Source organism: Paeniglutamicibacter sp. Y32M11, assembly GCF_019285735.1.
Classification (GTDB): Bacteria; Actinomycetota; Actinomycetes; order Actinomycetales; family Micrococcaceae; genus Paeniglutamicibacter.
This window is the reverse complement of sequence record NZ_CP079107.1, coordinates 1,824,289-1,847,179: the sequence shown is the minus strand read 5'-3', so window position 1 is coordinate 1,847,179 and position 22,891 is coordinate 1,824,289. Positions and strand designations below refer to the sequence as shown.

The 22,891-nt window shown below is 61.6% G+C and carries 22 protein-coding genes and 1 pseudogene; 11 read left to right on the top strand and 12 right to left on the bottom strand.

What is annotated here, in order from left to right; all coding sequences use genetic code 11:
* Positions 1-28: 28 nt before the first annotated feature.
* Positions 29-436, bottom strand: a complete 408-nt coding sequence (locus tag KUF55_RS08130; protein ID WP_132363590.1) for a VOC family protein — start codon at positions 434-436, stop codon at positions 29-31.
* Between the two features lie 158 nt (positions 437-594).
* Positions 595-1,008 carry a helix-turn-helix transcriptional regulator gene (locus tag KUF55_RS08125; RefSeq protein WP_132363980.1) on the bottom strand — a complete coding sequence of 138 codons (414 nt, stop codon included), beginning with the start codon at positions 1,006-1,008 and terminating at the stop codon, positions 595-597.
* Positions 1,009-1,168: 160 nt separating this feature from the next.
* On the opposite strand from KUF55_RS08125, the gene KUF55_RS08120 reads away from it, so the two are divergent.
* Together KUF55_RS08120 and KUF55_RS18710 are read left to right on the top strand one after the other, a co-directional pair.
* Positions 1,169-1,738, top strand: coding sequence for a helix-turn-helix domain-containing protein (locus KUF55_RS08120; RefSeq protein WP_132363588.1), 570 nt, complete (start codon positions 1,169-1,171; stop codon positions 1,736-1,738).
* A pseudogene (locus KUF55_RS18710) lies at positions 1,735-2,913 on the top strand (MFS transporter); the annotation flags it as partial. The gene KUF55_RS08120 and the pseudogene KUF55_RS18710, both read left to right, overlap by 4 nt.
* A 132-nt stretch (positions 2,914-3,045) precedes the next feature.
* On the opposite strand, the gene KUF55_RS08115 reads toward KUF55_RS18710, so the two are convergent.
* A complete protein-coding gene (locus KUF55_RS08115; RefSeq protein WP_132363584.1) occupies positions 3,046-3,615 on the bottom strand; it encodes a DapH/DapD/GlmU-related protein in 570 nt (189 codons plus the stop codon).
* Positions 3,616-3,915: 300 nt separating this feature from the next.
* Entirely contained in the window at positions 3,916-4,212 is a 297-nt protein-coding gene (locus KUF55_RS08110) for a hypothetical protein (RefSeq protein ID WP_132363582.1), read from the bottom strand.
* A 170-nt stretch (positions 4,213-4,382) separates the two neighbouring features.
* Between KUF55_RS08110 and KUF55_RS08105 the strand changes: the two genes are divergently transcribed.
* Positions 4,383-5,423, top strand: coding sequence for a LuxR C-terminal-related transcriptional regulator (locus KUF55_RS08105; RefSeq protein WP_255557379.1), 1,041 nt, complete (start codon positions 4,383-4,385; stop codon positions 5,421-5,423).
* Between the two features lie 257 nt (positions 5,424-5,680).
* Positions 5,681-7,123, top strand: coding sequence for an exodeoxyribonuclease VII large subunit (locus KUF55_RS08100; protein WP_218818534.1), 1,443 nt, complete (start codon positions 5,681-5,683; stop codon positions 7,121-7,123).
* Here the strand turns inward: KUF55_RS08100 and KUF55_RS08095 are convergent.
* Positions 7,120-7,857 (bottom strand): SOS response-associated peptidase, encoded by a 738-nt coding sequence (locus KUF55_RS08095; RefSeq protein WP_255557378.1) that lies wholly within the window; start codon positions 7,855-7,857, stop codon positions 7,120-7,122. The two genes, KUF55_RS08100 and KUF55_RS08095, sit on opposite strands and share 4 nt — an antisense overlap.
* Positions 7,858-7,910: 53 nt before the next feature.
* Here KUF55_RS08095 and KUF55_RS08090 point away from each other — a divergent pair, with 53 nt between their 5' ends.
* The 3 genes from KUF55_RS08090 to KUF55_RS08080 all read left to right on the top strand — a co-directional run bounded on the left by KUF55_RS08090 (position 7,911) and on the right by KUF55_RS08080 (position 10,012).
* Positions 7,911-8,183: a glutaredoxin domain-containing protein gene (locus tag KUF55_RS08090; RefSeq protein ID WP_132363574.1), complete on the top strand. Its 273-nt coding sequence runs from the start codon at positions 7,911-7,913 to the stop codon at positions 8,181-8,183.
* A 114-nt stretch (positions 8,184-8,297) separates the two neighbouring features.
* Positions 8,298-9,383 (top strand): S-(hydroxymethyl)mycothiol dehydrogenase, encoded by a 1,086-nt coding sequence (locus KUF55_RS08085; protein WP_218818533.1) that lies wholly within the window; start codon positions 8,298-8,300, stop codon positions 9,381-9,383.
* Positions 9,383-10,012: an MBL fold metallo-hydrolase gene (locus KUF55_RS08080; protein WP_218818532.1), complete on the top strand. Its 630-nt coding sequence runs from the start codon at positions 9,383-9,385 to the stop codon at positions 10,010-10,012. Before KUF55_RS08085 ends, KUF55_RS08080 begins: the two co-directional genes overlap by 1 nt.
* A 68-nt stretch (positions 10,013-10,080) precedes the next feature.
* Here the strand turns inward: KUF55_RS08080 and KUF55_RS08075 are convergent, their stop codons facing one another.
* Both KUF55_RS08075 and KUF55_RS08070 read right to left on the bottom strand, forming a co-directional pair.
* Positions 10,081-11,202 carry an alcohol dehydrogenase catalytic domain-containing protein gene (locus KUF55_RS08075; RefSeq protein ID WP_218818531.1) on the bottom strand — a complete coding sequence of 374 codons (1,122 nt, stop codon included), beginning with the start codon at positions 11,200-11,202 and terminating at the stop codon, positions 10,081-10,083.
* Between the two features lie 215 nt (positions 11,203-11,417).
* Positions 11,418-14,333, bottom strand: a complete 2,916-nt coding sequence (locus KUF55_RS08070; RefSeq protein ID WP_218818530.1) for an FAD-binding and (Fe-S)-binding domain-containing protein — start codon at positions 14,331-14,333, stop codon at positions 11,418-11,420.
* A gap of 114 nt (positions 14,334-14,447) precedes the next feature.
* On the opposite strand from KUF55_RS08070, the gene KUF55_RS08065 reads away from it, so the two are divergent.
* Entirely contained in the window at positions 14,448-15,176 is a 729-nt protein-coding gene (locus tag KUF55_RS08065) for a GntR family transcriptional regulator (RefSeq protein WP_132363564.1), read from the top strand.
* Here KUF55_RS08065 and KUF55_RS08060 read toward each other — a convergent pair.
* Positions 15,173-15,397 (bottom strand): hypothetical protein, encoded by a 225-nt coding sequence (locus KUF55_RS08060; protein ID WP_132363562.1) that lies wholly within the window; start codon positions 15,395-15,397, stop codon positions 15,173-15,175. The genes KUF55_RS08065 and KUF55_RS08060 overlap by 4 nt on opposite strands.
* 15 nt (positions 15,398-15,412) lie before the next feature.
* On the bottom strand, positions 15,413-16,756 hold the full coding sequence (locus KUF55_RS08055; protein ID WP_218818529.1) for a TRAP transporter large permease subunit: 1,344 nt from the start codon (positions 16,754-16,756) through the stop codon (positions 15,413-15,415).
* Between the two features lie 639 nt (positions 16,757-17,395).
* Between KUF55_RS08055 and KUF55_RS08050 the strand changes: the two genes are divergently transcribed.
* The gene (locus tag KUF55_RS08050) at positions 17,396-17,695 is read left to right on the top strand and encodes a hypothetical protein (protein ID WP_218818528.1); all 300 of its coding nucleotides are present in this window, start codon (positions 17,396-17,398) and stop codon (positions 17,693-17,695) included.
* A 20-nt stretch (positions 17,696-17,715) separates the two neighbouring features.
* Here KUF55_RS08050 and KUF55_RS08045 read toward each other — a convergent pair whose 3' ends face one another.
* Positions 17,716-18,453, bottom strand: a complete 738-nt coding sequence (locus KUF55_RS08045; RefSeq protein WP_218818527.1) for a lipoate--protein ligase family protein — start codon at positions 18,451-18,453, stop codon at positions 17,716-17,718.
* A gap of 37 nt (positions 18,454-18,490) precedes the next feature.
* Between KUF55_RS08045 and KUF55_RS08040 the strand changes: the two genes are divergently transcribed.
* Positions 18,491-19,105 carry a uridine kinase gene (locus KUF55_RS08040; RefSeq protein WP_218818526.1) on the top strand — a complete coding sequence of 205 codons (615 nt, stop codon included), beginning with the start codon at positions 18,491-18,493 and terminating at the stop codon, positions 19,103-19,105.
* An 18-nt stretch (positions 19,106-19,123) separates the two neighbouring features.
* Here KUF55_RS08040 and KUF55_RS08035 read toward each other — a convergent pair whose 3' ends face one another.
* Complete coding sequence (locus tag KUF55_RS08035; protein ID WP_218818525.1) at positions 19,124-19,954, bottom strand: thioesterase family protein; 831 nt, start codon at positions 19,952-19,954, stop codon at positions 19,124-19,126.
* A 198-nt stretch (positions 19,955-20,152) separates the two neighbouring features.
* Between KUF55_RS08035 and poxB the strand changes: the two genes are divergently transcribed.
* Entirely contained in the window at positions 20,153-21,877 is a 1,725-nt protein-coding gene (gene poxB, locus KUF55_RS08030) for a ubiquinone-dependent pyruvate dehydrogenase (protein WP_132363548.1), read from the top strand.
* Positions 21,878-21,920: 43 nt separating this feature from the next.
* Here the strand turns inward: poxB and KUF55_RS08025 are convergent, their stop codons facing one another.
* Entirely contained in the window at positions 21,921-22,883 is a 963-nt protein-coding gene (locus KUF55_RS08025) for an NAD(P)/FAD-dependent oxidoreductase (protein ID WP_218818524.1), read from the bottom strand.
* Between the last annotated feature and the right edge of the window lie 8 nt (positions 22,884-22,891).

The window sequence follows — 22,891 nt, the reverse complement described above, 5'->3', positions numbered from 1 at the left end:
GGCCACTGACGTCTTGAGGTGCGGACTCTTATCCCTGGCGTTGGTTAAGTCGGATCATGTTTCCCGAAGGATCTCGGAATGCGCAGTCTTTCGGGCCCCACGGCTGCTCAATGGGCTCTTGAAGCACCTCAACACCGGTGGCGCGAACTTGCTCGAAGAGCCCATCCAGGTCATTGGTGCTAAAGACCGTCATGGGCAGCACACCCTTGGCCAGTAGTTCCTGCATGATGTCGCCGTCCGCCTCAGAGCGGCCCGCGTGTGGATTGGAGAGCACGATGCCCAGTCCCGGCTGGGTGGCCGTGCCCAGGGTGACCCAGCGGTGTTCGCCCGAGGCCACGTCGTTCTCCACCGTTAGACCCAAACCGTCGCGGTAGAACGCGATGGCTTCGTCGACGTCATTGACGGTGATGTGTGAATACTGCAATGAAATGTCCATGACTCCAGACTAGGCAATCGACCCCCGACCCGCTTCTCGAATCCTGCTCAATGCCTGCTGCCTGCCGGTGAACTCTGCCTAACCAAGCACAGGGGTCTTTGCCCCCGTGGTCGGCGAGCGCTGGAACGTCTGAGTCTGGCTCGGGAGCTTCACCGGACCTAATAGCGCGGCGTTTTTGTGCTTTTGGGCTGGGTGACAGACTTGGCGATGCACGCCGGCATGGCTTCTACCGCTGCATGATCACGCATCCGATACCCGCTCGGACTCTCCCCGGTAATCTGGGTAAAGCTTGTGCTGAAGGAGCCCAGGGAGGTACAGCCAACTGCCATGCAGGCATCGGTGACAGTGACTCCGGAGCGCAGCAATGCCATGGATCGCTCAATGCGTCGGGTCATCAGGTAGGCGTATGGGCTCTGTCCATAGGCGGCCCTGAACTGCCGTGAAAAGTGCGCGGGCGACATGAGCGCCCTAGCTGCCATCGTGGGAACGTCAAGGGGTAGCGCGTAGTCGCGATCAATCATGTCCTTGGCCCGGCGCAGTGCGGTGAGCATCTCGAGCTCGTACGGCTTCATGGAATTGAGGTTATCAGCGCCGTCGCGGTGCGACATGCCCGCTACCTGCCGCCCCATAAGCTCGGGCGGGTATTGCAGCCGAAAGCAGCCATAACCGCACCTGTGAACCGTATCGAAAGAACTCTTGCGAAAGAGTTCTTTCGATAGTAGCGTGTGGCCCATGGACATCACTGACGCCAAGGCCATGCGGGCACTGGCCCACCCCCTGCGTATCCGCCTCCTTGAAGTTGTCGGCACACAGGGCCCGATCACCGCCGCCCGAGCCAGCGAATATGTCGGAGAGAGCCCGGCCAACTGTTCCTTCCACCTACGCACACTGGCCCAGCACGGCTACATCGAACGCGCACCCGGGGCCACCGGGCGTGACAGACCCTGGCAAATCATCGATATCATCCAACACATCGACAGGAATCAGGCCGGCCCCGATACTCAAATGGCAGCCGTGGCACTCGGCGACCAGATCCAATCATGGGAATTCGAACGAATGCGAGCGGGTAGGCACCTGCCGGTCCCCGACACCTGGAAGGGCCACCTGTTCGAGGTCGGTTCAACTTTGTTCCTCACCCCCGAGGAAGCCGATGCCTTTTCCGAAAACTACCGCCAGCTCATTGCCCCCTATCTGGAACGCATCACCGATCCGGCGCAGCGCCCCGAGGCAGCTGCCCCCATCCGCGTCTTCATGGCTGCCACACTGGCCCACGATCTGATGCCCAAGGACGCGGGGTCATGAAGGCCCTGCTCGCCATCCCAATGTTCCGCAGGTTCGCCGGAGCCTGGACCATCGGAAACCTTGCCGACAGTGCCCTATTCTTGACGCTTTCCATCTGGGTCAAGGATCTCTCGGGCTCTTCCAGCGCTGCAGGCATGGTTTTCCTGGCGCTGGGACTTCCCATCGTCTTCTCCCCGTTCGTGGGCGCACTCGCCGACAGATTCCCCCGTCGCAGGCTGTTGATCTTGGGAAACGCGGTCTCGGCCGGCAGCGCGCTACTACTTCTCGTGATCGCAGGCCCGGATGGCCTCTGGCTAATCTACGTGGTGGCCTTCATCTACGGGCTACTGGGGATCCTCAACGGAGCCGCTCAATCCGGGTTGGTGCGTGACATGCTTCAGGACGAACATCTGGACAGTGCCAACGGTTTACTCTCCACCATTGACCAGGGACTGCGGATCTTCACTCCGCTGCTGGGCGCCGCGCTGTACACGCTGTGGGGCGGGGGCGCACTTGCCGTGGGAGTCGCCGGTGCCTTACTGCTCACCGCCGGACTTCTACTCACGGTGCCCGTCCAAGAATCGGCGCCGGAATCTGCCTCCGAACGCGGCGGATGGTGGCACGAAAACTCCGCCGGATTCCGGCACTTAAACAGCATTCCCGTACTGTGGCGGATGGTGGTCGTGACGGCCATAGCCCTGGGCGTCATCGGCATGTTCAACTCAACACTCTTCGAACTGATCGACAAGGGCCTGGGTAAGGACCCCGAATTCTTCGGGATACTCATGAGCCTGCAGGGAGCCGGAAGCATCCTCGGCGGTCTCACCGCGGCGATGCTGATGCGTAGGGTTGGCCCCGTCCGAGCCGTGGGCTTCGGGCTGGGCCTGTTTGGGCTGGCAGCCCTAGCCGCCGCCACCGACCTACTACCGTTTGTCGCCACGCAGGAATTGTTGCCGGCGGTCGTTCTCCCGGCGCTCTTCCTGGCCGGGGTGGGCATCCCTTGGATCTTTGTTGCGCTCGTGACAACCCGGCAGCGCCTGACTCCGGCCCGGTTGCAGGGCAGGACCGCAGCTGCCACCAATCTGGTGCTCAATATCCCACAATTGGCATCGATTGCCGTGGGCGCGCTCTTGGTGGCCGTGGTGGACTATCGCTGGCTCATGCTGATTGCCGGGCTGGTGATCGCCGGCTGTGCCCACTCCATGCTCCAGACCACGCTTGAGCCCGAGCACGTGGTGCCTGCTACCGCCGAAGGACGGAACGGGGCCGATAAGGGCACTGTTTCAAGATCAAAAGGTGAGCCCAAGGAAGTGGACCCCCGGGGGTGGTTACTCGGTCACCGAGCGCACCACCCGAGCGGGGGAACCCACCACAACGGCGCCCGCCGGTACATCCTTCGTCACGACGCAGGCGGCAGCCACCACTGCATCATCCCCGATTGTCACCCCCGGCAGGATCGTGGCGTTTGAGCCGATCCACACATTGCGGCCAATATGAACCGGAGCCGGATGCATATCCGCGCGCCTGCTCGGGGCAAGGTCGTGGTTCAGGGTCGCGATCACCACGTTGTGCCCAATGAGGGTGTCGTTCCCGATAACCACCCCACCCTGATCTTGGAACTTGCACCCGGCGTTGATGAAGACCCGCTGGCCCAAGGTGATGTTCTTTCCGAAGTCGGCGTTAAACGGCGGGAAGAGCGTCACGGTTTCATCCACCGGCTTGCCGATCAGTCGGGCCAGCAGCTCGCGCACCCGTGCGGGCTCCTGATATCCCGCGTTGAGTTCGCCGGTGATGCGCAGGGCTTCTTGACTGATCCGGTGCATGAGGCCATGCATGGGCGAGTCCCCCGTGATGGTGCGCCCTGCATCCAGGTCTTCAAGCAGTTCTGCCAGTTCCATGATTTTCCTTCGTTCGAGTGTCGGCAAGAGTTGCGCCCACCATTTCACACTGTGATCAGCGGGTCAGCGCCTTGAGGATGGATGCCGCTGCGCAAACCGGCACGCTCCGGGGCCACCTTTACCGGCGCACTCTCAGGAAATCGCGAGCTTCCGAGCGGTGATCCGTTTCCCTAAGCGTACGGGCGGGCACACAGATATGGGACACCCTCCCGGTTCGCCTGTCACCGTCGGGCCGCACAAGGTAAGAAGGCACTGGCTCCGACACAAGAACCATCAAATCCATGACCAGCACCCCTTGGCTTATTCTCGGTGGGCACCGTTCAGCTGCTCCACAATGCGAGTTTTTGGCCCCGAGGCCAGTGCGGGGGAAGCCGAGGGCGCGGACCAAACGTTGGACCGAAGCCGATCTAAGAAGGCGGCGGCTTCCACACGGGAGGCAAAATCCAGATCCAGCACAACATAGTGCTCATCGTCGACCGGGCGGTAAATCCGCTCGGCGAGAACGCCGGATTCGACCCGTCCCAGCGGGTCTGCGCCGTAGGCGCCCATCCACATCCCAAAGTCTTTAATGCCGTGTTCTATTTGGAGCGTGTACATCACGTGGTCCTTTCCTCAAGGCCACTTCTGTGGCCGATGCCTTGAGCCTAGGCGCGACGAGCGACCTGCCACCATCCCATTTTTCTGGGATACCCCAGGGCTACGCCCACACGCGCGAGGTGTGCGCGCATACTGGCCATATGGCAAGCAGCTGGGCCCGAGGCCGCTGTATGGAGCGGATTGCCGCCCTCGATGATGCGCGAGTCGAGAGCCACGAATTCCGGGGCGCAGTTCTTCGGGAAATCGCAGGTTTCATCGGGCACGATGCTTGGGTGTGGCCACTGGCCGATCCAATCACTACCGTCGGAATCTCCCCGATGGCCAACACTCCATGCCCTCAGGAACTGCCGCTGCTCATCACCCTCAAGTACTCCACGACCTTAAACCGGTGGACCTCGCTGCCGGTCAATCCGGCCCGTGCACTCTCGCTGGCCGCGGTGAGCGCCGGAGAGTTGTCCCGCAGTGAATCGTGGGCACGGGTGCTGCGCCGGTACGCAATCACCGATGTCCTCTCGCTAGTTTTTGCCGACAGGTGGGGCATCTGGGGATGGCTCGACTTGTGGCGCGGCGACGGTGCTGGCACCTTCACCGAGCAGGAAGCCGAAGAGCTCTCGGCCTTAGCGCCGGTGATCACCACCGGCTTGCGACATTGTTCAGCGCGCCAGTTCCAGATGGCGAGCACAGTAGGGGTACCAAATCATGACCAGGCGGTATTGGCGCTGGCCAACGATTTGGGCATCATCAGCCAGACGGGGTCGGCCACCCGCTGGCTGGATCTCTTGCAGCCCGGTCCTCACCCGCACCACGGCATCCCTGCCGAGGTGCTTAATGTAGCCGCGCAATTGCTGGCTGTTGAGCATGGCGTTGACGCGCATTCGGCCAGCTCACTGGTCCATGTGGGTGAAGGAGTGTGGGCACGCTTGTCGGCCACGCGCATGACCACGCCTTTTGACCACGGCATGGCACCCATCGCGGTGACCATTCAGGATGCGTTGCCCTCCGAACGCATCGAGGTCTTTGAGCGGTGCTTCGCGCTAAGCCCGGGTGAGTGCCAATTGCTTGAACTTGCAGCGACCGGACTGGACACCGCTGCTCTAGCGCACGCCTTGGGTATCGGCCGGTATACCGTGCAGGATCAATTCAAGTCACTCTTCGGCAAGTGCGCGGTGCAAAGCCGTAGCGCGCTAGTGGCCATGGCGTGCGGCAGATGATGTGCCGCCGGGCGGTCGGATCGACCGATACGGGCAAACCCCATCCGTATCCTGCGGTGCGGTATTCGCCGCGATAACGAACCGACATGTTATGACATCTAACGGGACCCAACGATCTCGCTGCAGCTGCTGCGTGTTGGCCACATTCGTACGTATGGTCGACTGGTTCATGAATTTCAAATTGACGGGTCTGGGCGCTAGCCTCAATCGGACACTCGCAACCAACAATGTCTGTTAACCGGCGAGAGGGCCCGTCAATGAATCGTTCATCAAGCTCCAGGATAGAAACCATCTCTGCAGGAGCCCTCAGCCAAAAGATTGAGGATGCTTGCTCCAAACAGCAGTACTGGGTGACCGGCGAGTGTAAAGACGCCTGGAAAAGCGCTAAAAACGTGTGGAATTTCGACTTGGTTACCAAGGAATCGCGCCGCGGGCAGGGCGAAGAGATATTCATCGTCCCCTGCCGAATTTGGGAATCTGACGCGAGCAATATTGATAGATACCTTATTTCTCAAGGCTCAGAACTAGCCGCGGCAGTGGTCGACGGTATGAGCTTGAAGGTGCAGGGCGAAACCTCCATGTGGGGAAATTCGCTGAAGTTTAATGTTTCGCGCATCCGTCCTGAGTTTAGCCAGACGGGCAAGTTGTACTGTGAAGCGATACAGAGATTGGATGATTTTTCCGCAAGCTATCCGAGCAATCCTCGCGCGGTCCTTAAACCTTGGAAAGTCCATCAGAACTCCGAGCAAGGTGTTCCCGTTCCCGCCGACAAGCTCAAGAGCATAATGGTCATCGCGCCGGAGCGTTCCCAAGGAAAGAACGACGTGCGGTTCGAAATGAAAGGCAAAAACAACAGGCCCCGTACCATCGACTACCAAAGCATCAACTGGCATCATGATGGCGCGCTCGCGCATTTCGGCCAACTCATTCGGACAGCAAAACACAAAGGCCATGGACTGATTGTCCTTGTCCGTGGCGGCGGTCATTGGGCCGGGATGCAGGCCTTCGAAAGCCGGGAGCTTGCCGACCTCATCATGAATGCTGACGTGCCGGTGGTAACCGCGGTAGGCCATGCCGAAGACGTTTCGCTGGCAGACCGGGCAGCTGTAGCTTCGTACATCACTCCCAGTGCCGTTGCAGCAGCCATCACTGCGACTTTCAGAGCTCAGAAGTCCCAGGCCTACAAGGCCCGCGATGAACGAAAGGCTGCGCAAACACAGAACACTCAGCGCCAAGACTCGCGGCTAATCGCTGATCTCCAAACCAATATCGCCGAAGCCAATAAGACCATCGGAACATTACAGAGGAGCGCAACGGAGCAGGAGAAGCGTCACATTCAAACGCTACTAGACATGGCCAGGCGACGAGTCCGCGGATACTCCCGACTGGCCACCGCCGTTGCCGTAGTTTTGGCAGTTGCCATATTCTTTGGGGCTAGTGGATTTCTAGAATTCTTCGGAATGGAACCATCATTTCGTGCGCTTCTGGTCACACGCTGCACGGCAATCCTTGCGGCTTGGTTCATCACATGGAGACTCGAGCTAGCTCGCCAGAAGATCAAGTCTCCTGCGGCAAGACCACTGCGGGTCCCACCCACGACAGCTGAATGGATGGCTGCGATAATGACTGTCCGAACCGTCCACCGCCTACGAAAACTTCAGCGGCACCGTCCGGCCGGTCCCGAAGCCACCGATTCCTAGAACAGCCCCGAGTGTTCCTCGATGAGCTCGGGTCCGTCATTACGCACATTGCCCACCGCCGCATCGACCTCGCGCAGGGCCCACATGGACGCAACGTCGAAGGCACCTGAGCGCACCCTGTCCACCAGTTCGGCGGCATTCTTATTTTCCGGGTCCAGCCATTCGTCCATGGAGTCCTTGGCCAGCGGGATCGGTAACCGGTCATGCAGCCCGTGCAGTTCCCGCAGGACCGGCGATTCGGAATCCGCAGCTGGTGACGGGCACGTGAGGATCGAGGTGGAGAGCAGCCATTGCCCCGGATCTCCGTCGTCCTTGGACGGATCCTTCCACCATTCGTAGAGTCCGGCGAAGAAGATCAACGATTCATCGGCCGGGTGAACATAGAACGGGCGCTTCTTGGCCTTGGGGGTGTCTCCGGCCAACCATTCGTAATATCCCTCGGCGGGAACGGCGCAACGCCGGGCCTTTACCGCGGCGCGGAAGGTCGGCTTTTCGATGACCGTCTCGCTGCGGGCGTTAAAGGCACGCACCCCCACGGCCGGGTCCTTGGCCCATCCCGGTACCAGCCCCCACTTGGCAACATGCACCTGCCGGTGGACTTCACCTTCGACAAGCCGCTCGAGCACGATCGGCACGTCGGTGGTCGGGGCAACATTCCAGGATTGGCGCAGTTCAAGGTTTGCATCGGCTTCGGCTTCCGCCTCGGCCACCAGATCCCCGATTGCCTTGGCCATCACATATCGTCCACACATGAAATAAGACTCTCATGTCCGTGGTTACATGAGATATGAGCGAAACAGAAAAACTTGCCCCGTACATTCCCGAGGCCGGCAGCGTCACGATGTTCACCACCTCGTGGTGCGGCTATTGCCGCAACCTCAAGCGCCTGATGGACGCCAAGGGAATCGGCTACACCGAAGTAAACATCGAAGAAGTTGAGGGTACCGCCGAACTGGTCGAGGCCTTCAACGGTGGGAACCAGACCGTTCCCACGCTGATCTTCCCGGACGGAACTGCCGCAACAAATCCGCGGATTGAGGAAGTCCTCGAGCGCGTCTAGCCGACGCTGTGCTTGGATGGAGGGGTGCCACCTGCCGAAAGGTAGGCGGCACCCCTTTCACGTTAAGTTTTTTGTCGCGCGCTTGCGCGACCGCCCCGTAAGAATTGGAGTGACATGTCACAAAAGGTCCAGGCAGTAATCGTCCGAGCCAAGGATGCCCCCGTTGAGACGGTGACCATCATCATCCCCGAACCGGCCGCCGGCGAGGCAGTGGTTGACATCCTGACCTGCGGTGTCTGCCACACAGATCTGCATTACAAGCTCGGTGGTATCGGCAACGACTACCCATACCTCTTGGGTCACGAGGCCACCGGAGTGGTCTCCAAGATCGGCGAGGGCGTGAACAACGTCGCCGTCGGAGACCGCGTCATCCTGAACTGGCGCGCGGTCTGCGGCCAGTGCCGCGCCTGCGCCAAGGGCACCCCGCAGTACTGCTTCAACACCGCCAACGCGTCGCAAAAGATGACCCTGGAGGACGGCACCGAGCTTTCCCCCGCCCTGGGTATTGGCGCGTTCGCCGAGAAAACCCTTGTCGCTGCGGGACAGTGCACCAAGGTTGATGAAGACGTCGACGCGGCCGCCGTGGGCCTGCTGGGCTGCGGCGTGATGGCCGGCATCGGTGCTGCCATGAACACCGGCGAGGTCAAGCGTGGCGAGTCCGTGGCAGTGATCGGTTGTGGCGGGGTAGGCATCGCCGCGATCGCCGGGGCTAAGCTGGCCGGCGCGACCACCATCGTCGCCGTAGACATCGATGATGACAAGCTGGCCATGGCCACCAAAATGGGGGCCACGCACACCGTGAACTCCAAGACCTCCGATGCCGTTGAGGGCATCAAGGCCGTCACCGGCGGCTTCGGCGCCGATGTGGTCATCGAGGCCGTGGGTCGTCCGGAAACCTACAAGCAGGCGTTCTACGCCCGCGACCTGGCCGGCCGCGTGGTGTTGGTGGGTGTCCCGACGCCGGAGATGAAGCTGGAGCTGCCGCTGCTGGATATCTTTGGCCACGGCGGATCGCTGAAGTCCTCCTGGTATGGGGACTGCCTGCCGAGCCGCGACTTCCCGATGCTGGTGGAGCAGTACAAGCTGGGCCGTTTGGATCTGGATGCGTTTGTCTCCGAGCGCATCGAGTTGGGCGACATTGAGGCTGCCTTCACCAAGATGGGCGAGGGCAAGGTCCTGCGCTCGGTGGTGGAACTCTAATGCCGGCACAGATCCAAAACCTGGTCACCTCCGGTACCTTCTCCCTAGATGGGGGCACCTGGGATGTGGATAACAACGTGTGGATCGTGGGGGACGAAAACGAGGTCTACGTGATCGACCCCGCTCACGAGCCGGCGAAGATCAAGGAAGCGGTCGGCAACCGCGCGGTCAAGGCCGTGCTGCTGACCCACGGGCACGATGACCACATCCGTTACGCCCGCGAATTCGCGGACATCGTCGAGGCACCCGTGCATCTGAACCCGGCCGATACGATGCTCTGGGAAGCAGTTTTCCCGGGCACCACCGCCGATCATGAGATCAACGACGGGGATACGTTCGAGATTGCTGGCACCACCCTGGTGGCGTTGCACACTCCCGGGCACTCCCCCGGATCGACCTGCTTTTACGCCGAGGACCTGAACACCCTGTTCTCCGGCGATACGCTGTTCCACGGCGGACCGGGCGCTACCGGGCGCAGCTACTCGAGCTTCGAGACCATCATCGACTCGATCCGCGAACGCCTGCTCACCCTACCGAGTGACACCGTGGTGAACACCGGTCATGGGGATGCCACCACCATCGGCGCCGAGGCACCGAACCTGGATGAGTGGATCACGCGCGGACACTAGTGACACGCGGTGATGACCGGTGGGCGGTGAGGGAATGGGAAACCGTTCCCTCACCGCCCACCGGCATTTCAGGGCTTGAGCAGCCGCCGAATAACGTGGCCCTCGGCGAGCGCGTCCAGGGCTTGATTGATGTCCTCCAACGGGCGGGTGTCGCTGTGCAGCAGGTGCACCGGCAGCTTTCCGGCACGCCAGGCGTCAATAAAGAAGGCGATGTCCGCAGCGGGTTGGGCGTCTCCCATATAGGAGCCCAGCAGGCGTTTGCCCGCCCCCGCGAACGTTAACGCCGGCACCGTGAGTTCGGCCTCCGGATGCGGCAGCCCCACACAGATGACCGCCCCGCCACGCGTGAGCATCTCCAGTGCCTCAGCGATCACCCGGGCTGATCCCGAGGCCTCGATCGCCACGTCAACCCCGTCGCCGGTGGCCACGGCCACCAGCTCCCGCGCCTGCTCGGGTGTTCCGACCGCGGTGGCCCCGGCAGCCAGGGCGAGTTCGTGCTTGGCCGTATTGGGGTCAATGGCGATGATGATTCCCGCACCCACCAGCACCGCACCCATGATCGCTGCCAACCCCACGGCGCCGAGCCCATAAACAATCACCGATTGACCCGCGGCTAGCCCGGCGGTGTGCCGAATGGCCCCGATGCCGGTGAGCACCGCACAGCCGAACATGGCCGCCACTTCGTCGGGCACGTCCTCGTCGATCGGTACCACCGATTCGGCGGCCACCACCGCGTGGTCGGCAAAGGCCGAAACTCCTAGGTGGTGGTTGATCCGCTCCCCGCCTGCCCCACGCAGCAGCGCCGGACCATGGAGCAAATCCCCGGCGGTATTGCTCACCGCTGCACGGTGACACAGGGCCGGGCGCCCGGCTTGGCAGGCGCGACATTCCCCGCAGCCCGGCACAAAGACCAGCACTACCTTGTCGCCGATCTTCAGGTGCTCCACGCCCTCACCCAACGCGGTGATCCGTCCGACCGCCTCGTGACCTAGGGCCATGGGCAGCGGGCGGGGCCGCGACCCATTGATCACCGAGAGGTCCGAGTGGCACAGCGAGGAATAGCTGATGTCCACACCCACCTCCCCGGTTCGCGGGGCCGGGGTGGGCATTTCCTCGATGACCAGCGGTCGGCTGTGGGCAAAGCTGCCGGTTCCGGGCCCCGGCAGCTCGCGCAGGATGGCTGCGCGCATCAGGCGATGCACCGGCCGGGCAGCTCATGACGCACCGGGGTGGTCCGCGTTGGATAGCGGGTGGGTGTCAAATTCTCGGCCATGTGTTCTGCCTCCATTACTCGGCTCATGCACAATGCATGAGGCCGAGTATTACCCGCCCCGGGGCACAACGCAATGCACAATCCTGCAGACCGGGTGTGCATTGCCGTGCACGCTCAGCCGGTGTCCGGCGACTAGGACAGCGTGAAATCCAGACGTGCGGCGGCAAGAACCTGGGCCAGGTGCAAGCCCGACGCATCGGTTCCCTCGGAAATCTGCGTTCGGCAGGAGAAGCCGTCTGCCAGCACCAAATCACCCGTCGCCCGGCCACGGATCGCCGGGAAGAGCTCGCGCTCGCCGAGGGTGCGGGAGAGTTCGGCGTGTCCGGGCTCGAATCCCCAGTTTCCTGCCAGCCCGCAGCAACCCGTCTGGATCTCTCGCTCATCGATGCCCACGGTGGCGAATACCTTGGCCGATGATGAATGGTCGCCCTGGGAACGTTCGTGGCAGTGCACTTGGGATACGGCGCCGACGTCCAGTGTGCCAAAGGGCCACGCCGCGCTCGGCTTGCCGTCGATGGGCACGTGCTTCGCCACGAGTTCGCCGAAGGGCACCACCGCGGCCGCCAAGGCTGCTGCCCGTGGATCGTTGGGGACAAGTTCGGTGATTTCGTGGCCGAGCATCACGGTGCAGGAGGGTTCGAGCCCGATGACCGGGTAGCCGGCTTTGAGCAGCGGCTCCATGACCTTCAGCGTGTGCACGATGACTTTGCGGGCCGCATCCAGCTGTCCGGTGGAATGCCAGGTGAGTCCGCAGCAAACGAATCCGTCGGGGATGATGACCGTGTATCCGAGTGCCTCGAGCACCTCGACGGCCGCCTTGCCGGGGCCGGTATCAAGGTGGTTATTAAAAGAGTCGGGCCAGAGCACTACGGTCGTGTGCTTATCCATAGGGGCGCTGGTGCGTTTACGGGACCAAGACTGCAAGGACTCGGGGGCGAAGGAGATCATCTTGCGTGTCGGTTCGATCCCGCCGAGCTTCTTGACCAGCCGTTCGACCGGCTTCAGGCGCAACAGCGCATTGGCGGCAGTGGCAGCACCCGGGACCAAATGCAGGATCCTGGTGAGGACCGGCAGCCAACCCATGGTGTAGTGGGCCATGGGACGGAGCCGTTTCTCGTAGAAGCGGTGCAAAAACTCCGACTTGTAGGTGGCCATGTCCACGTTCACCGGGCATTCGGAAGCGCAGGCCTTACAGGACAGACAGAGATCTAGCGCCTCCTTGACTTCTTCGGATTTGTAGGCCGAGGGCAGCGATTCGCCGCGGAACATCTCCGAAAGCACCCGGGCACGGCCCCGAGTCGAGTGCACCTCGTCGCCGGTTCCCTGAAAGGAGGGGCACATTGCCCCCTCGTCCGAGCGGCACAGTCCCACCCCGACGCAGCGGTTCACGCCGTTGACCAAGGACCCCTTGTCGCGGGAGAGCACGTGGACCGGCAGCAGCTCGTGCTTGCGCTGCCCGGGACCGGGGCGCAACCTGTCGTCAATTTTTTCCGGGTCGATGAGCACCCCGGGATTGAACAGGCCGGTGGGGTCGAAGATCTTCTTGAAGCGCTTAAACGCATTCATGGCCTCGGGGCTGTACATGCGGTCCAGCAGCTCGGAGCGGGCCCGTCCGTCCCCGTGTTCCCCGGAGAGCGATCCTCCGTAGCGGGCGACCGTCTCGGCCGCGGCCTCCATGAACGAACGGAAGACAGCAACGCCTTCCTCGGTCCCCAACGTGAAGGAGATCCGGACGTGCACGCATCCCTCGCCGAAGTGCCCAAAGGGGATACCGCGCAGGTCGTGTTCGGCCATCAGTGCGTAGAGATCGCGCAGGTAGTCGGCCAGGTGCTCGGGCGGAACGGCCGAGTCCTCCCAGGACGGCCAGGCCTCGCCCCCATCCGGGAGCCTGGTCACGATGCCGGCAGAGGCCTCGCGGATGCGCCACAATGCACGGGCCGAGGCCTGATCGGTAACGACCACTGCGTCGATGGCGGCGACGGAGTCCGCCGCCAGGTATTCGGCGGTCAGTGACTCGGCAAGAGCGAGCGCTTCTCCAGGGGTTTCCCCTGCGGTTTCACAGAAGAGCCAGCCGCCTGCGCGATCGATCGATCCGTAGGGACCGCTCATGCCCGGGAGCTCGGATCCAGCCAGTTCCTGGCCGGGGCGCGAACGTAGCGCGTCAAGCAGGTCTCCACCCATGCCCTCGGCGGTAGTAACGCCCGGTCGGCGCATCGTGGATGCCGCAGCTGCCGCATCAAAGACGGTTTCAAACGCAAGCACTGCTAGGGCGGTAGCCAGTGGTTTTTCCACCAGCTTCACGGTGAGCTCGGTAATCACTCCGCAGGTACCCTCCGTGCCGGCGAAGGCGCGGGCAGTGTTGAACCCGTTTTCCGGCAACAGGTAGTGCAACCCGTATCCCGAGACCTGGCGAGGGAAGCGCCCCAATTCGGTGCGCAGTGTCGACAGGCTGGCATCCCGCAATTTTTTCAGTTCAACGTTGAGCTCGTGGTCATCGGTGCCATTTTGTCCGAGGATCACGGTGGAACCGTCGGCCCGCATGACCTTAACCGATTCGACGTTGTCCGCTGCCGTCCCCCAGGCCAGCGAGTGCGACCCGCAGGCGTTGTTCGCCACCATGCCGGCCACGGTGCAGCGACTATGTGTGGACGGGTCCGGACCATAAGTCAATCCGAATTCGGCCGCCGCATCACGCAGTTCATCACAGATCACCCCGGGCTGGATGCGGGCAGTTCGCGCAACCGGATCAATCTCAAGGATCTTGTTGAAGTAGCGAGAAGTGTCCAAAACCAGGCCCTCGCCGATTGCGTTGCCCGCCACGGAAGTCCCACCGCCACGCGTGGTGACGCTTAGGCCCTTCTCCACTGCGTATCCCAATGCTTCGGCAACATCAGCTTCGCTTCGCACCTCCAGTACCGCGGCTGGCACACGGCGAAAGACCGAAGCATCGGAAATGTAGGCGGCTCTCGTCGTCATGTCGGTTCGCAGTCGTGAGCGCAGCTCGGCGCTCGCCGGTGTCGGATCGGATGTAAGCGGAAGGGTTTCCATGAGATGGACCTCTCGTAGGGCAATTGAAACCAGAGTAACATGTTACAGGTGATTGAAAGATGCCGTGGGCGAAATGAAGCAGCGAGTACGCGACGTAGATGAGAGAATCGGGGCATGACTAGTCCTGCCTCATCCCCATTGCCGCAGCGTGGGGCGACTCTGACCGACCAGGTCATGAATTTCGTGCGCGCCGCGGTGATTTCCGGCGAACTCGAAACGGGCAAGCTCTATAGCGTGTACCAAATCGCCGATCTTCTGGGCATATCTCGCTCGCCCGTCCGCGACGGACTCCTGCGCCTCGAAGAGGCCGGTCTGGTGGAATTCGCGCGTAACCGCGGTTTCCGCATCATCCCCACCAGCCCATACGACGTGGCGGAAATCTTTTCCCTCCGTTTAGCACTGGAAGTTCCCGCTGCTTCACGCGCAGCAACCGCATGCACGCCGGAACTCAGCGAAGAATTGGTGGAACTGGAGAAAAAGATGCGTGCCGCCGCAGCGGCCGATGCCGAGGAAGAATTCTTCGCATTAGACCAGCAACTGCACGACCTGATCTTGGGTGCGGCACGGTCGAACCGCGGACGCGACATCGTCAACCGACTTCGTGTGGCAACTCGCCTGCTTGGCGTCTCAACGGCGGGCAAGCAGCGCACTCTGGCCGATATCGTAGTGGAGCACTCCCCCATTATCGAAGCCGTCAAGGCTGGCCAGAGCTCAGAAGCCGCCACGGCCATGCGGGATCACCTCACACGGACCGGGCGACTTCTTGTTGCTCAGGCCATCACCGGGCAGGGCCTGGATCTAGATCCCGATCGGTTATGGCAGGACCTAACCCAGGGATACTAGCCTTCGTCTGTCGCTGCCGCCTTGGAGTACTGCAATACGAACGCGCAGAGTCCAGCGGCCGTTGCCGCGGCAAACGTAGCCCCAGACAGGGCGGCCTTGCTGCCACTCACAAGTGCGCCATTAAGCGTCAGCACCCCCACGACTTGGCCGGTGACCAAAATGAGGCCACCGAGCATGAATGCTGCAAGAAACAGTAAAAATAGAACCTTGATGAATTTCATGGTGTCTCCTTCGTCTTAGAACGGGATGGGCAACCAGCCCATGCCCAACAGCCAGGCAATCACCACGATGGGGATCACAAAATAGGTAATCAGCGGCATGAACATCTTGGTGGGATTGGCCTCGGCCAAACCAGCAGCCAAGTAGATCGGCGCGCCCACTGGCGGTGAAGCCCCTTCGGTTGAAGTGCAGATCAGCACCGTGATGATGGCTACCACTGGGTGGACTCCCACGGAGGTCAGTGCCATCACGGCAGGTGCTCCGATGGCCGCGGCGCTCGCTGTCGATGACAACGGCGTCGCAACAATGACTGCCATAATGCAGACGATCGCGACGATGGCCGCCTTGGGCAGGGTCAGTCCACCGAGGAAGTCACTGAGCTGGGGACCCACTCCGAGCGCTTCCATGATGTTGGATGCGCTCAGGGCAGCAAACAACGAAACGCCAACGGTGGCAAATTGCGGAATTTCCTTGTTCAACAGCTTCTTAAACGCGGCCTTGTTGGCAAAGAGTCGCTTTCGCCCCTCGATCAGCGCAATCACCGAAATGAGGATTGGCACCCACACGATGATGGAGATCGCAGACATGTTGGACTTGCCAATGACGTTCTCGGTGACAAGGAAGTTGTAGAGCGGACCGAAAGTCACAGCCACCGGAACAGCGATGCCAACAAATATCAGCAACGAGCGCCATCCTTCGCGCAGCGCTGTGCGGAGCGGAGCCAGATTCGTCGTATCAGGGCGCGGGATGCCGTCCTTACGGGTCCAGAAAAAGACCAACAGCATGCGGTACAGCACGCAGTAGGCACCGGCAACCGCCAGAGCAACGTACACCTGGCCGGTGGCAACACCAACTGCCGCAGGCATGGCTAGCAGGATGAACATCGTGCTGTTGGGAGGCAACGAAACACCGAGGCCCGAGTTGCCCGCCACCAGAGTCGCGCTGCGCGTGGAGGACCACCCATTTTCCTTCATCCATGGGATGGTCACCGATCCCACAGTGGCGGTGTTGCCAGCGGTGGAACCCGCCACCAGGCCAATCGCGGCCGACCCAAGTGTCGAGACATATGCCGATCCTCCGCGCACCCTCCCGAACATGGAGTTCAGAATGTGGATCAGCCGTTCGATCAATCCGGTTGAGGCTACGATAACGCCCATGAAAACGAAGGCCAGACCAGCAAACGTGACCTCGGACTGAAAGCCTTCCCTGACGGCATCCATCAGCAGCTTCGGCGCTTGAGCTCCCCCAACCAGTGCGCATGAAATCAAGGCAATAATGAGGGCTTCCGAGATCCGTCGTTTCAAGACGACGTTGATAAGTACTGTAACTGCGATAAAAACGCCAAGTGCCAGCACGCCCATGGGCAGCACCTTTCAAGTAGGGGGTGTTTTGTGTTCTCACACACAGTAGCATGTTACAGGCCACACTCTTCAGTCGATCGATGATCATCCAGTTCGACGACGAAAGCCGCAACGATAAGCACGCCAATGTGGTCCTGATGATTGCGCCGGGTAGACAGAAACGCATCAGCGATACATCGAAATCGGGTCAAGCATCAAGTGGCGATCAACGACATACACCGCGGAAAAATACCGTCCGGGTTCCGGCAGTAGCCTGGTAGGTGTGGCGACTCTAGTAGCGGGCGACGGATAGCTGGCCCGGATGCGGTCGGTTCTCCTAGGCACCCATGCGCGAGGACACGCTAGCCACGGCCTTACCTTTACTCGGCTCGCATCAAATCATCGGCTGGCTGCAGCTCATGACGCACCGGGGTGGTCCGCGGCGGATAGCGGGTGGGTGTCAAATTCTCGGCCAGGTGTTCCACCTCCATTGCTCAGCCTCGTGCACGATGTCTGGGGCCGAACGTTAACCGCAGCGGGGCACAACGCAATGCACAATCCTGCAGACCGGGTGTGCGCGGCCACACGGCAACCGGAAGAAACCGAGAAACGAGGACCCACCAGCACCTTTGCGCACACCTGCGTGACATACTCATCCCCATGGACGATTCTCAGACCCCACCAACACCGCATCAGCACTCCCCTAGACGCCGCCTCCCCGCGCTCGCCGGAATCATCGCGGTGGTGGCTCTGGTGGCAGGTCTGGTGACCCTATGGACAACGCGGGGCAAGGAAGTAGACTTTGGCTTCGTTGGCTACGCACCACTGAGTGACACGACCTTCCTATCTGGCCTGTATTTTCTTGCTCCCGCGGAGATCGCCGGCTACCTGCTTCTGGCCATCGCGTGTTGCGCGGCAGCGTTTTGGGCGGGATTACGGCTGGGCAAGCGCCAGCGCTAAAACTCATCAGGGACCAATTTCTAGCTGTAGCTCAGCTCCGTGTGCATCGCATACTCGGCCAACAGATCGGTGATAAACGATTCCGATTTATAGTCCGGCACGAGGTCCTCGGCGGCACCAGCGGTGGCCGGATCCATCTCGATTCCTAGGTGCTGATAAACATCATCCAGCACCTGACGGATGGGTGTGGAATCTTCAATCACGAACACGCTGGAAAACAACCAGGCCCCGGAGACCACCCGTTGGGCGGTGCCCACCAGCTTGATGCGATGCTGCGTCGGGGAGGCCAAGCCAGGCACGCCGTGCACGCTGTATTCCCCGGCACAGTACTCCCCCGGAATCTCGCCCACCCGGGCATCGATTCCCCCGCGGCGCAGGGCGTCGGCATATAGCGTCCCCAAGGCCTTAAAGCGCAGCTGGTGGCCCAGCATGGCCTCGGAGGCAGGCTCCACATGATCAACAATCACCGTTCCGCGGTGATATGCCGCGGCGCGGCCCCCTGCCTTACGGACCACCGGGACAAACCCATGGTGGCGCGCACGTTGAACCGCTTGGTCGTAACCGTCCAGACGGACATCGCGTTGTCCAAAGGCTAGGGTCGGATCCGGCCGATAAATCCGCAGCGTAGCTGGCGCGTGGGCATCACGTACGGATTCGAGCAAGGTGATGCCAGCCAACAAATCGGCTTCTGGGTCTCCGGAGGGTTCGGCGATGCGAATATTCAAGGCGTGATCGGCATCGGAATTCCAGAGACTCATGGACTCGATTCTAGGTCCGGATGCCCCGCGGTGAATAATGGATGTCGTGCCGAAACAACATACACCCCTCATTTTGCTGGGCGGGGCCTCCGGATCCGGAAAGTCGTACCTTGCCGACCGCTTCGGCCGTCCCCATATGGAGCTCGATAATTTCTACCGTGAACTCTCCGAGGACTCCGCAGCCACGCCACTACCGCGTACCGACTACGGGGAGGTCGACTGGGATCACGCCGGAACCTGGAATTGCGATACCGCGGTTGACGCACTGATCGAATTGTTGGAATCCGGGACAACCCAGGTGCCCAATTACTCGATCAGTACCTCCAGCTACGATGGCACTCATCCCGTGGAACTTAATGGCGGCCCACTGCTGGCCGAGGGAATCTTCGTCTCGGAAATCTTGGCTCCGCTCAAGCGCCTCGATGTTCCGGTGCAGGCCTACTACATCGAGGTTTCGGCCCTCACCACGGCCATTCGCCGCTTTGTGCGTGATGTGCGTGAACGGCGCAAGCCCATTATTTTCTTGCTCCAACGCGGTTATGCGCTCTACCGGGCGGACCGCCAGATCCGCGCCCGGCATCTGGAAGCCGGTTTCACCCCGATGAAGAAGCGACTGCTCAAGGAGCTACTGGTGAGAACCACCTCGGCTTAACCGGGCGGTGGCCAAGGGTTACTTCAGTGCCGCCACGGGGCGCACCGTGAGGATTTGTTCGCTGCGCCCAAATGGTCCGTGCACATCGTGCAACACCGCGCTGGTTAACCCGATGCCGTCGGTGCCGTAACTCTGTTGCACATCAACACCCAGCCATTTGCCTACCGGAGCCCGATGCAGGTGAATCTGCAGATCTACGTTGGGGAACATCCACGAGTTGGGACCCGGAGCCACACGCGGAGCGACCCCGTTGGCGGTATCCACCATCCCCAGCAACCGTGTGAGGTCCGAGGTCGGAGTGCCGGCGACCATCTCGAAGTCATTGCGCATCCACACCACACCCTTGCCCGGGCGATGCCCTTGGGCAGAGCGGAACTCTAGTCCCCGAATGTAGCCCCCGGGCCACGGCGACATCCCGGCGAAGGTTTCCAGCTCTTCGGGATGGATCACCGCCGCATCCTCGATGGCTGCCACTTCCGAGCTGTCCAGCGTGGCCAGGCGCCAGGCCCGGGCAATGATGCAGGTCCGCCCGCCGGAGATCATTTGCGCCTCGATGAGCTCGATGGTTCGTCCCGGGCGGATCATCCGGGTTTGCACCTCAAATTCGCCGCCAGCGATGATCCCTAGAATGTCTAGGCTCACCCGTGCCATCCGCATATCCGGCCGCGGGGAGAAACTCTCCAGGGCGTGTACCAGAATGCCCGTGGCCGGGGCCATATGTTGTTCATGGGCATTCCACGCACCCTGCGCATGCACGGTGGAACGGTAAGTCTGCTCTCCCGTTGCTTCGTAGTAGAAATCGCCCACCGCGAGTTCGTCAAGATTCTGCCCCGTCGAGGTGTGCGTCATGATTTCCGTTCCTTGTTGCTCTTGTGCGGTACTGCCGCACTGGTATGTCTGAAGCCAGCCTAGTGGCCAATGCGAGACACATCACCATCAGCAGTGCTACACGACACACATCACGGCCCGTCCTTTCCCTCTAGCCGCGCCCGCGCCGGGACACGTAGGGTGAAGAAGAATCGTCCGGACCTTTAGGAAGAGATACCGATGACCACGATTGCCGAAACCATGATTGCCACGCTCAAGGCCAACGGGGTCAAGCGGATCTATGGTGTGGCCGGTGATTCCCTGAACGGGCTCACCGACGCCATGCGTAAGGACGGGTCCATCTCCTGGCTGGGCGTCAGGCATGAGGAGACGGCTGCCTTCGCCGCCGGCGCCGAGGCGGAAATGACCGGGAACCTCACGGTCTGCGCGGGCAGCTGTGGGCCCGGAAACCTGCACCTGATCAACGGACTCTACGATGCGAACCGCAACCGTGTACCGGTCCTGGCCATCGCCGCACACATCCCCACCTCGGAAATTGGCAGCAACTATTTCCAAGAAACGCACCCGGCCGAACTTTTCCGCGAGGCCAGCGTGTTCTGCGAGACCGTCTCATCCCCTGAACAGATGCCGCGGCTCTTAGAAATTGCCATGCGCACTGCCATCGAGCGGCGCGGAGTTGCGGTACTGATCATGCCCGGCGACGTCGCCCTGGCCGAGGCCAAGAGCACCGCGGTTTCGGTGATCACGCCCAGCCGCTCGGCGGTGCTGCCGCACCCCGAAGACCTGGCACGGGCGGCAACCCTGCTCAATGCCGCCAAGCGCGTCACCATCATGGCCGGCGCCGGAGTAGCGGGAGCACACACCCAGGTGGTGAACTTCGCGCAGCGCCTCGGCGCTCCGATTGTGCACGCCCTGCGCGGCAAGGAACACATCGAATACAACAATCCCTACGACGTCGGGATGACCGGGTTGCTCGGTTTTGCCTCCGGCTACCGGGCCATGGACGCCGCGGATACCATCGTGCTGCTGGGGACAGATTTCCCGTACCAACAGTTTTACCCCAAGGATGCCAAGATCATCCAGGTGGATGTCCGCGGTGAGCAGCTGGGCAGGCGGACACCCATCGACATCGGGTTGGTAGGCACCGTCGCTGACACCCTGGACGTATTAACCCCACTACTGGAGCCCAAGGGTAAGACCTCGCATCTTGAGGATGCACAGAAGCACTACCGCAAGACCCGCGAGAAGCTTGATGAGCTGGCCACCCCCGCACGCAAGGGGGCAAAAATTCACCCACAATATCTGGCGCGCACGCTGGACGAGCTGGCTCAGGAGGACGCGGTATTCCTGGCCGACGTGGGCTCCCCGGTGGTCTGGGCCGCCCGCTACCTGAGCATGAACGGCAAGCGTCGACTACTCGGATCCTTTAATCACGGCACCATGGCCAATTCCATCCCGCAAGCCATCGGCGTCCAGGCCTCGGACCCGCAGCGCCAGGTGATCACCCTTTCCGGTGATGGAGGCCTGGCCATGCTCATGGGTGATTTGCTCACCCTGGTGCAATCCAAGCTGCCGGTGAAGATCGTGGTCTTTAACAACTCCTCATTGAACTTCGTGGAGTTGGAGATGAAGGCAGCGGGGTTCGTCACCTTCGCCACCGATCTGGCCAACCCGAACTTCGCCGATGTCGCCACGGCCATGGGGATCCGTGGCTTCCGGGTGGAGGACTCAAAAAATCTGAAGTCCACCTTGACTCAGGCGCTGGCCCACGATGGGCCGGCCCTCATCGATGTGGTGACCGATCGGCAGGAGCTCTCGATGCCACCAGCCATCAGCGCCGAGCAGGCCAAGGGCTTTGCGCTCTATGCCGTGCGCACAGTGATGTCCGGGAAGGGCGACGAACTGCTGGATCTGGCAGCCACCAACTGGCGCCAGCTCTTCTAACGGTGTGGTGCTTTCGCCAGGGGCTTGGCGTCGGCACCGCGCCTTAGCTGACCGGCAGAGCTGCCCGATGTGCGGTGATGTCCCGCTGAATATCGGATTCGATGATATCCGCGTTCACCATTGCCCCGACCCGCAGGCCATCCCCCGCGGCCAGGATCACTTGTGCCATGGGATCACGCAAACTGCCGGCTACCCAAAGACCCGGCACCTCGGTCTTGCCAAACTCATCGGTTGACACATAGGTGCCAATCCCCGATGGGTGAGCCGTCGCTTGAAGTCCCAGCTCGGTGAGGCCGGGGATTTCTGCGCTGAAGCGCGGCATGATCACCAGGGCATCCACCTGGTCCTCGGTGCCGTCGGCAAAAACAAGGTGGGTTAGGTGGTTATCGCTACCGCGGACCGCAACGATCTCCCGTTCTACGATCTTGATGCCACGGGCATTCAGCTTTTCAAGCTCACTCGCCTCGATCTCCCGACCCGGAGCCGTGTAGAGGGTGATGCTCTCGCTGAGCTGCCTAAACATCAGGGCCTGGTGGATCGCGAACTCACTGTCAAGGACGGCGATGTTTTGGTCCTGGACTTCCCAGCCGTGGCAGTAGGGGCAATGGAGCACATTTTTGCCCCAGAAGGCCTCCAGGCCGTCAATCTCTGGCAGGGTGTCGCGGACGCCAGCGGCCAAAATGATGCGCCCCGCGGTGACTGCTGCACCCTCTTCGAGGGTGATCTCGAAGTTCTCTACGCCCCGGGAGTAACTCGTGGCTCGGGTAAAGCGGAACTCGGTCCCGTAGGGCGCTAGTTCCTCACGCCCCAGGCGGAGCAATTCGAGCGGGGGAACCCCATCGCGCGTCAGGAAATTGTGGACGCCCTTCGCCACAGCGTTGCGTGGCTGGCCCGCATCAATCACCACGACGCTGCGACGTGAGCGGCCCAGCGCTTGGGCCGCAGCCAGCCCCGCCGATCCCCCGCCAATGATGGCCACATCATAAAAGTTCTTGTTCGTGTTCATGGGATTTT

What these genes read in the sequence shown, in the direction of transcription:
- KUF55_RS08055 (WP_218818529.1), bottom strand. Translation starts at nt 16,756, where the DNA reads ATGGGCGTGCTGGCACTTGGCGTTTTTATCGCAGTTACAGTACTTATC.
- KUF55_RS08095 (WP_255557378.1), bottom strand. Translation starts at nt 7,857, where the DNA reads ATGGCCAAGGCAATCGGGGATCTGGTGGCCGAGGCGGAAGCCGAAGCC.
- KUF55_RS08075 (WP_218818531.1), bottom strand. Translation starts at nt 11,202, where the DNA reads ATGCGCGCAGCCATCCTGCGCGAGCTGCCGGGGCCCGGAACCGGCAGC.
- KUF55_RS08110 (WP_132363582.1), bottom strand. Translation starts at nt 4,212, where the DNA reads ATGTACACGCTCCAAATAGAACACGGCATTAAAGACTTTGGGATGTGG.
- KUF55_RS08045 (WP_218818527.1), bottom strand. Translation starts at nt 18,453, where the DNA reads ATGAGTCTCTGGAATTCCGATGCCGATCACGCCTTGAATATTCGCATC.
- KUF55_RS08060 (WP_132363562.1), bottom strand. Translation starts at nt 15,397, where the DNA reads ATGAAATTCATCAAGGTTCTATTTTTACTGTTTCTTGCAGCATTCATG.
- KUF55_RS08125 (WP_132363980.1), bottom strand. Translation starts at nt 1,008, where the DNA reads ATGAAGCCGTACGAGCTCGAGATGCTCACCGCACTGCGCCGGGCCAAG.
- KUF55_RS08085 (WP_218818533.1), top strand. Translation starts at nt 8,298, where the DNA reads ATGTCACAAAAGGTCCAGGCAGTAATCGTCCGAGCCAAGGATGCCCCC.
- KUF55_RS08070 (WP_218818530.1), bottom strand. Translation starts at nt 14,333, where the DNA reads ATGGAAACCCTTCCGCTTACATCCGATCCGACACCGGCGAGCGCCGAG.
- KUF55_RS08025 (WP_218818524.1), bottom strand. Translation starts at nt 22,883, where the DNA reads ATGAACACGAACAAGAACTTTTATGATGTGGCCATCATTGGCGGGGGA.
- KUF55_RS08130 (WP_132363590.1), bottom strand. Translation starts at nt 436, where the DNA reads ATGGACATTTCATTGCAGTATTCACACATCACCGTCAATGACGTCGAC.
- KUF55_RS08115 (WP_132363584.1), bottom strand. Translation starts at nt 3,615, where the DNA reads ATGGAACTGGCAGAACTGCTTGAAGACCTGGATGCAGGGCGCACCATC.
- KUF55_RS08065 (WP_132363564.1), top strand. Translation starts at nt 14,448, where the DNA reads ATGACTAGTCCTGCCTCATCCCCATTGCCGCAGCGTGGGGCGACTCTG.
- KUF55_RS08090 (WP_132363574.1), top strand. Translation starts at nt 7,911, where the DNA reads ATGAGCGAAACAGAAAAACTTGCCCCGTACATTCCCGAGGCCGGCAGC.
- KUF55_RS08120 (WP_132363588.1), top strand. Translation starts at nt 1,169, where the DNA reads ATGGACATCACTGACGCCAAGGCCATGCGGGCACTGGCCCACCCCCTG.
- KUF55_RS08100 (WP_218818534.1), top strand. Translation starts at nt 5,681, where the DNA reads ATGAATCGTTCATCAAGCTCCAGGATAGAAACCATCTCTGCAGGAGCC.
- KUF55_RS08080 (WP_218818532.1), top strand. Translation starts at nt 9,383, where the DNA reads ATGCCGGCACAGATCCAAAACCTGGTCACCTCCGGTACCTTCTCCCTA.
- KUF55_RS08050 (WP_218818528.1), top strand. Translation starts at nt 17,396, where the DNA reads ATGGACGATTCTCAGACCCCACCAACACCGCATCAGCACTCCCCTAGA.
- poxB (WP_132363548.1), top strand. Translation starts at nt 20,153, where the DNA reads ATGACCACGATTGCCGAAACCATGATTGCCACGCTCAAGGCCAACGGG.
- KUF55_RS08035 (WP_218818525.1), bottom strand. Translation starts at nt 19,954, where the DNA reads ATGACGCACACCTCGACGGGGCAGAATCTTGACGAACTCGCGGTGGGC.
- KUF55_RS08105 (WP_255557379.1), top strand. Translation starts at nt 4,383, where the DNA reads ATGGAGCGGATTGCCGCCCTCGATGATGCGCGAGTCGAGAGCCACGAA.
- KUF55_RS08040 (WP_218818526.1), top strand. Translation starts at nt 18,491, where the DNA reads ATGGATGTCGTGCCGAAACAACATACACCCCTCATTTTGCTGGGCGGG.